Source organism: Nonomuraea sp. NPDC004580, assembly GCF_040609855.1.
Taxonomy (GTDB): domain Bacteria; phylum Actinomycetota; class Actinomycetes; order Streptosporangiales; family Streptosporangiaceae; genus Nonomuraea; species Nonomuraea salmonea.
Genome location: NZ_JBEXLH010000066.1, coordinates 37,578 through 45,409, shown reverse-complemented (window position 1 = coordinate 45,409; position 7,832 = coordinate 37,578). Strand labels below are relative to the sequence as shown.

The 7,832-nt window shown below is 66.6% G+C and carries 5 protein-coding genes and 2 pseudogenes; 2 read left to right on the top strand and 5 right to left on the bottom strand.

What is annotated here, in order from left to right; genetic code table 11:
- The first annotated feature begins 340 nt into the window (after nt 1-340).
- Nucleotides 341-1,468: a hypothetical protein gene (locus ABZW11_RS39295; RefSeq protein ID WP_355429177.1), complete on the top strand. Its 1,128-nt coding sequence runs from the start codon at nt 341-343 to the stop codon at nt 1,466-1,468.
- 986 nt (nt 1,469-2,454) lie between these two features.
- Here the strand turns inward: ABZW11_RS39295 and ABZW11_RS39290 are convergent.
- The 4 genes from ABZW11_RS39290 to ABZW11_RS39275 form a co-directional block, all read right to left on the bottom strand.
- The gene (locus ABZW11_RS39290; RefSeq protein ID WP_355429174.1) at nt 2,455-2,655 is read right to left on the bottom strand and encodes a hypothetical protein; all 201 of its coding nucleotides are present in this window, start codon (nt 2,653-2,655) and stop codon (nt 2,455-2,457) included.
- Nucleotides 2,656-2,767: 112 nt separating this feature from the next.
- Nucleotides 2,768-3,238: a phospholipase gene (locus tag ABZW11_RS39285; protein ID WP_355429171.1), complete on the bottom strand. Its 471-nt coding sequence runs from the start codon at nt 3,236-3,238 to the stop codon at nt 2,768-2,770.
- A gap of 228 nt (nt 3,239-3,466) precedes the next feature.
- Nucleotides 3,467-5,365 (bottom strand): alpha/beta fold hydrolase, encoded by a 1,899-nt coding sequence (locus tag ABZW11_RS39280; RefSeq protein WP_355429168.1) that lies wholly within the window; start codon nt 5,363-5,365, stop codon nt 3,467-3,469.
- Nucleotides 5,366-5,456: 91 nt separating this feature from the next.
- On the bottom strand, nt 5,457-6,617 hold the full coding sequence (locus ABZW11_RS39275) for a serine hydrolase domain-containing protein (protein WP_355429165.1): 1,161 nt from the start codon (nt 6,615-6,617) through the stop codon (nt 5,457-5,459).
- 204 nt (nt 6,618-6,821) lie between these two features.
- On the opposite strand from ABZW11_RS39275, the pseudogene ABZW11_RS39270 reads away from it, so the two are divergent.
- A pseudogene (locus ABZW11_RS39270) lies at nt 6,822-6,965 on the top strand (transposase); the annotation flags it as partial.
- A 22-nt stretch (nt 6,966-6,987) separates the two neighbouring features.
- Here ABZW11_RS39270 and ABZW11_RS39265 read toward each other — a convergent pair.
- Nucleotides 6,988-7,476, bottom strand: a pseudogene (locus ABZW11_RS39265) (sugar ABC transporter permease); the annotation flags it as partial.
- Nucleotides 7,477-7,832: the final 356 nt, after the last annotated feature.

The following is a 7,832-nucleotide window of genomic DNA, read 5'->3' as shown; positions in this document are numbered from 1 at the left end:
GGCGGTGCCGCATCTCGATCATGTCGCCGGGGCGCAGCGCGTCCCACACCGAGTGGCGGCCCTCCGACCAGGCCATCCCCCGGTAGGCCACGGTGCTATCGCAGGCCGCGGGTTCACCCCACAGGAATGGCGGCGATACGTTCCTGGCGAGTCATACCGGCCTGCCCAGCATCTCAGTAGGAGGGCCAGGCGTTCTCGTCTGACGGGACACGCACGGGCTCGGGGCAGTTGAGGGCGCCGCCGGGGACGCCGCTAGGGCTCGTCCCGCTGCCGGCGTCATGTCTGCTCGCCGTGCTGCGCACGTTGTGTGATTCTTAGCCGGATGCGAAAGGCTCCGAGCGTGCTCGCCGTCCTGGTCCTTGCCGGTATGTGTGTGCTGGCCGCTGACACGGCCCTGAGCGGTTCTGGGCGGACGGCTGACGACGCCGTCGAGTCGGCGTCGCGCTGGGCGGTGAGATATACCGCCCGAGGCGGGGTGCAGATGGTGGCGACGGCGGACGGCGGGGCATTGCTGTTCGCCGCGGAGGGTCGACGGGGTGGCTGGTCGATGCTGCGCTGGGACGGGGGCTCCTGGAAGCGTGCCGGGCTGCCCGAACAGTTCGGCAAGGTCGGGCGCCTTGATGTGGCCAGTTCCGCATCTGGGAAGACGATCTGGGCGGTTGCGGCTGTCTACGGCGCGTACGACAGCGTGACAGAGCATCTTTGGCGATGGTCCGAGGGGCGCTGGACGCGACACCTTTCCCGAAGCGCGGAGTGGAATCAGGTCGTCGGCATGGCCGTGGACTCCCAAGACAACGCGTGGCTCGTCACCGGCATGGATCCCGACGGCGGCTCCTCGAAGGTTCTGCATCGCAGGGGGAAGACATGGCGGGACGACACGCCCCCGGCGCGTTCCCTGGCCGGGGTCGCCGCGGCTCGCCCTGACGATGTCTGGGTGGTGACCGACCAGCAGATGAGCAACGAGGTGGCTATCACGCTGCACTGGAACGGCACAGATTGGAAGAAGGTCGATCACCCGTGCGAAGTGGGGTCGGCTCGGTCGCTGTGTCGTGGGCGGCGTTACCTCGGGCAGATGAGCCTGGCCGCACAGCCAGATGGCCGTGCGTGGGCGGTCGGCCCCGCCTGGGCGGACGGTGGCAGCCCGGTCGTGCTGCGCTGGGACCGCACCCAATGGAAGCAGGTGAGTCTGAACGTGGTGCAGACAGCTTTGACCGCGGTGCGCACCGACCCGGCGAGTGGTCTGTGGATCGCCGCCAACCCTGCCTCGGGCGCCCCCTATGTGCTCAACCTTCGCGACGGCAGATGGATCAGATCAACCCTGCCCGGGGGCAGTCAGGCCGACCGCATCATCGGCATCGCTCCGGCGCCGGGCACGGCTCGGCTTTGGGTCCACATCGAGCGCCACGATCTCGTCGGCAACCAGCGCGGACACGAGAAGACATCGCTGATATACGAGCTGGTTGAGTAAGGGATCTAGCAGCCGTGGAGGTCAGCGATGCCATCGTCATGTCAGCCGTACGGATGGTTCGCGTCGGTGTCCTGCGGCTGGGGCCGGTCGGGAGTGGTGGCGGCCCAGCTGGCGAGCAGGCGCAGGGCACCTGAGGAAGGGGTGTCGGGGCGGCGGTGCAGACGGTGAGGTGCAGGCCTGGGTCGGCGTGCAGGTCCCCAAAAAGTCCGGTTACTGCCCTGGCTGCCGCAAGAGCGACGAAGTTACCTTTCTCGCAACAGCCGCTCATCGACAGAAGAAAAGTCGTAGACCGGCAGAAAATCACAGGCGCGAGAGAGGGACAATGAAGAAAACGACCTGGACATCCGCGATCGCCCTGACCACCGGGCTCCTGACCCTGGCCCCGTACGCGGCGCACGCCGATGCAACAGAGATTCGCAATACCGGCACGGTCGACATCGGCGCCGTCCGGTACAGGGACGGTGATTACGCAGTTGACGATAGATACGATGCCCTGATTCCAGGAGGGCGCTTTTCGGGCTACCCAAGCACTGCGGGCATCTGGGTGGGGCCGGGGTACTGCGTAAGAATCCGCGGCTGGCGCTGGGGGACTGAGCAGAACCCCCCGCCTTCGGAAGGCCTGACGGATCCCGTTGTCCTCACAGGGAACAGGCACGTCTGGTTCGGATCGGGTAGTTACGACGTGAGGGCCTTGCGGTCCACCGATCCCCTCTGCGCCAACGCGACACGGAGCGCCGATCCTGGGCTCGATCTTCAGGCTGAGTGATTCGGCTGACGAACCTGAAAGCGCTGAACACGCCAGAAAGCACCTTTCTGCTCGCTGAAAGCCACTTATTTCTCGATCTCTTCGCGGGATGAGCGGCACTCCAAAGGCACGGCTGTTTCCCCTGCATGAGATCCTCCTCTGGGCTCGACGCCCGCCTACAGATTCACCCCGGAGCCCGCCGCGATGCCGGCGGGCTCCGCCATGCTCCGGAGATCGTGGGCTACGCCTCGGGCGGCTCGGGTGCGGGCCGCGTCAGGAAGCGCAGGCCCTCCAGCAGGTCCTGCGAAGACGGCGTAGCGTCCGGGTCCACCAGCCACTGTGACGCCAGGCCGGCCACCAGCGTCTGGACCACCGCCCCCACCCTCTCGGAGTCGGAGCCGAACAGCTCCGCCAGCCCCAGCCTGGCCTGCGGAGGCTCCACGCTTGTCTCCGGCCTTCGGCGACTACTCCCGAATTCCCGGTACGTGACTGCGGACGTCACAAAGATCCCCATTCATCCGAATCATTCCTCTCAGATCACCGCACTCTGCTCGTCACAGATTCCCGGTGGCTCGGACGATGTTGTAGTAAGCGTCTGCTTCACGCCGGCATAAAACGCCGGCTGCGGACTGCCATCCGTCGAACTTGTCGCAGACGTCGTACATATCGCGCCTGAACTTCTTGTCGATCCTGTGGCGGTTGTCTTCGGTGAAGCGGTTCTGCTTCTTGTAGTTGCGGTAGCCGAAGTCGTGCCGCTGGCACGAAGGCTTGAAGTTGAACCCGCTGGGTCTGTCGGGCGACTTGGAGCAGGCGTCACTGCTCCAGTCGATGCCCTGGCCGGCGTACGGCCGCTCAACGCGGAGCTTCTGGAATGCCGACATCGAGATCTCGTAGAGCCACATGTCGGTGAACTTCCGCTTCTGCTTCGCCGTCAGTTTGAGTGACGCGCTCGACTGCTGGTCCGGCGCCTGTGATGCGGCAGCGGACGTCGGGGCCGCCGTCCCCACACCTGTGACGGTGACCACCGTTACGACGATGGTCGCGAGTGAACCTCTCAACATGCTGTCGAATCCACCTTTCCATTCATTTCGAAGAGCGGCATCGCCGTCTCGGGATGCCGGGAGTGTCAGCGCCGGCGCAGCTCGCCGGTGCCGCCGGAGATCGCTGTCGATGCCCAGGGAGAACGTGCCGAATGTGCACAAAGGGAGCCGGTGAGTCGTTCACTGACAGGGAGGACGCTGTGCCGGCCGGCTTCAGCTTTGTCCGGACCGGGCCGGCACCGGTTTACCTGGGCAGGTGGTGGTGCGCTTGCCGGTCTCGAAGTAGTCGATGATCTTCGCGGCGCAACCGGGCACCTGGGCCGCGGAGCCGTGGACGTCGTCGTTGACGGTCACCAGGGTTCCACCGATGACCGCGCGCATGGCAGGCGTCCATTCGTACGGTGTCTGGGTCTCGTAGCGATGGCCGGACAACACCAGCGAGCCGCTGACGGGCCGCACCGTCGGCGGCTTCGCCGGCAGCGGCCATCCTGCGCACATGTGCACGAAGGGGCTCGTCCGGCCGGTCACCGGATAGTTCTTGAGACGCTGCTGGTAGTCCTTCCAGTTCGACGCGAACGTGGTCGGGCTGGAATCCTCGTTGCAGTGGAACGCGCGGCCCGCTGTCTTGTCGGTCTGCGTTTCGTCCCCGGCGGGCGGCTCACCGAACGCCTTCTTGACCGTCGGTGGCGCGGCCGGGCCCTTGGCGTCGGTGAGTTCTTTGAGTACTTGGGCCATCATGGGCCATCGGGTGCTGGGACGACCTGCGGCCTGGGCGATGAGCGCCCCGTCCACGGTGAGGTCGACGTCCGTGAAGGTCAGCGGTGCGGCGTCGTACGAGGCGACCATGTCCTCCACCGCCGAGACCACCTGCCGCTTCGATGTGCCCAGCCCGTAGGTGTCGTCGCGCTCGGCCATCCATGCGGCCATCCGCTGGAAGTTGCGGTCGATGGCGTCTGTGTGGGTTGTCGTCCAGAAACCCTTCCAGATATCGGGCGGGGTGGAGCTGTCCAGCCACATCCGGTCGACATTGCCGGGGAACATGGTGCGCATGACCGCGCCGAGCCACGTGCCCCAGGAGACGCCGAAGAAGCTGATTTTCCGATCGCCCAGCGCGGCGCGGATCCGGTCGATGTCACGGGCCACGTTCGGGGTGGTGAGCTGCCCGATGAATGCGAGGTCCTGCTGAGTGCACTGCTTGCTCCACGCGACCATGTCGGCGTAGGTTTTCCTGGCCTGTTCCTCGGTGATCGGCCCTGGAGAGGGCTTGCCCCGCGGGGCATCGGGGCAGGTGACCTTGGTGCTGCGGCCGACGCCGCGCGGGTCGATCCCGATCAGGTCGTAACGATCGTCGAGCCCCGCCGCGCCCCTCATGACGAGGCTGACAGGCATCAGGTAGCCGGAGCCGCCAGGCCCGCCCGGGTTGAGCGCCAAGCTGCCCAGGCGGTTCTTCTGGTCGGCGGCCTTCAACCTTGTCAGGGCTACGATGATCTGCTTTCCGCCCGGGTCTTCATAGTCCTGGGGCACGCTGATCGTCCCGCAGTCCATACGGCCGAGCACTTTCCTGACCGTGGCGAACTGATCCTCCTTGTAACCCATCTTGCGCAGATCCTCGTCGGAGGATTCCGGGCATTTCCCCCACACGATGGCGGGAATTCTGACCCGGGAGTCGGCTGCGGCGGCGGGGGTGCCGACCGTCAGGGAACTCATCAGCAAAGCTCCTGAGATCAAGCAACCACTCGCGCGGACCGCTGTCGCACCATTCACTGATCGAGCCTTTCCTCGAAGAGAACGACCTGGCCGGACAAGAGGGCCTCCCACCACGGTGCCGGTCGCCGGCGATTCGCTTCCTTTATCCACCAGAGGTTGTTTCGTGGCCGTTTCCGGGGAGGCTTTCGCCCTCTCATTCGGGGCGACCTTGTGCAGCAGAATGAGCGCTTCGGCCAGGGCCGGATCGCGGCCTGCGGCCGGATCGGCCGGGGTCGTCGGGGCCTGGTAGCCGGTGGGGACGCCGATGGTGTCGATCAGTTCCCGATGAGGGCCGAAGTGGTGGAGGGACGGCAGTTGCGGCACGCTGCCGTCGTGCAGTGGATACGTGATCCCGTCGCCGGCCACCCAGCCCGCGGTCCGAGTGCCGACGAGCGGGACGAGGCGTGGGCGGAGCGTCCCTCCGCGCGGCAGGCGAGCTGCCTGCCGCAGGAGAGCGCTACTTCGAGGGGCAGAGGACGGCTTCGGCGGCCTTCTCCATGAGGGGGTCCAGATCGGGATCGAGGTTGGAAGCGCCCAGAGTGGTGGAGAGGGCGAACTGCACGCGTCCGTCCGCGGTGTTGTAGGTGATGGACTTGCCCCCGGGTCCACCGCCCGTGACGCTGAAGTAGCCGCCCTGGCCGTCGCAGATCGGGCCCTTGGCCGCCGGCCTCGCTGTGCTCCTGGCCGATTGCTCCTTGGGAAGCAGGCGGCCCAGCAGCACCTCGGTCAGCTCCTTGGGCAGCAACTCGTTCTTGACCAGGGCGCGGTGGAAGGCGCTGAGGTCCTCGGTGGTGGAGATGACGCCTGCGGCGGCGTAGCCGTGGCTCATGCTCTGGCGGTCGACGTCGCGTAGCCTGCCGTCCTTGTCAGGGTAGTAGCCGTGGCCGTGCGGGCCCTTGATACCGCCGGGCGGTTGGGTGGGCAGGTAGGTCCTGTCCATGTCGAGCTTGTCGAACAGGCGCCGTTCGAACTCCGCCGACACGGTGTGCTTGGTGTACCTCTCGATGATCAGACCGAGAAGGAAATAGTTGGTGTTGGAGTAGTTGAACTGGGCGCCGGGCTCTCCCGTACGCTTCAGGTCGCTGGTCCGTTTCACCATCTCCAGCGGCGTGTGGTAGGTCATGTCGAAGACGTCCGCGGCCGGCAGGTTGGGGATGCCGGAGGTGTGCTGCAGCAGCTGCTGGAGGGTGATCTGGTCGGCCAGCTTCACCAGGTCCTGTTCGACGACGATGGGCAGCAGGTCGCTCAGCTTGTCGTCCAGGGCGAGCTTCTTCTCCTTGACCAGCTGGAGGATCACCGTACCGGTCATGAGCTTGGTCTGGGAGCCGATCCGGTAGCGGGCGCTGGGCGGGATCTTGCCGCCCTTGTCGTCCAGCAGGCGGGTGCCGCCCGTACCATGGGCGACCCGCTTGCCGTCGACGTAGACGGCGCCGATCGCGCCCACGATCTTGGAGCTGGCGGCCAGCTCGGTGAGCGCTTTCTGTACCTCACCGAACTTGGGACGATCCGTGCCGGTGCCGGTGCCGGTGGCGGCGGTGGCGGTGGCGGGTGCTGTGGTGCCGAGCGTCAGCATCGCGCATGCCACACCGGCCAGGCCGGCCGCTTTCGCACGCTTCACGATTAGCGTTCCCTTCTGTTGAGACGCGCCGGTGTGGAGTGGTCATATCGGTCTCGGCGCGTGGTTGCTTCCGTGTCTAGTCCTGGCGAAGTTTCCTGGCCGTTTCCGCCGACGCGGCCTGCAACTCTCGCGCAGGAGCCTTCACCCTGAAGGGTGGACACCTTGAGTACCGGATGATGGAGATCGGGAGACAAGGAGTTCCACGTGGCGATGAAGTCGTATCCGCCGGAGTTCAAGGCGGACGCCGTCGCGTTGTACCTGTCTGATCCGGCGCGGATGTACGCGTCGGTGGCCCGGGCCTTGGGCATCAACCGCGAGACGCTGCGCCTGTGGGTGAAGGAGGAACGCGCCAACGGCACGGCCGGGGCCGTAGCGTGCCGAGTACGGTGTCGGGGTCGGCGACCCATCCCACGCCTTCAACACCGAACAGCGCTAGGAGGGCGTTGACCAGGCCGTCCGGTTCGAACACCAGCCGCCACAGCACCGCGATGGCCACGCTTCCGCCGAGCAGCGACGGCAGGTAGAGGATCGAGCGGTAGAACGCCAGCCCGCGCAGTCCGCGGTCGAGCAGCAACGCGAGGGCCAGCGCGACGATGAGCTGGAGCGGGACGGAGACGAGCACGTAGACGAATGTCACCGCCAGTGCCTTGCCGAGGCGTTCGTCGCCGAGCATGCGTCGGATGTTCGCCAAGCCGGTGAAGTTCGGGTCTTGCAAGAGGTCGTGGTCGGTGAATGCGAGATGAAGGGAGGCGAGCACCGGACCGATCGTGATGGCGAGCAATCCGACCAGCCACGGTGCCAGGAAGACTGCTGCGGTCTTGGTGTCGCGTTTCTGCTCGAGTTTCTCGGCAGGGCTCAGGCGACCGCGCGGGTCTCGTCGACGCTCTCCCTGCGGCGTTCGGCATCGGCCGGAACCGAGGGGGGCGGCCCAGTGCTTCTTGGTCTGGCACCGGGACAGCCAGGAGGTGACGGCGGCGCGGTTGCGGTTCCAGGTGGCCGGCGCGCATCGGCCTGTGAACGCGGCGCCGATCTCGGCGTCGGTGACGTCGGCGAGCGGCCGGTCGCGGCCCAGCCGCTCGATGGTGCGGTCGATGGCCGAGGCGTAGGCGCGGTGGGTGTGGGGGGTTGGCGGTGCGCGAGGTGGCGAGGAAGGCGTCGGCAGCCGCGGCGAGCGTGACGTCTCCACCGCACAGGACGGTGACCTTCGGGGCGGCG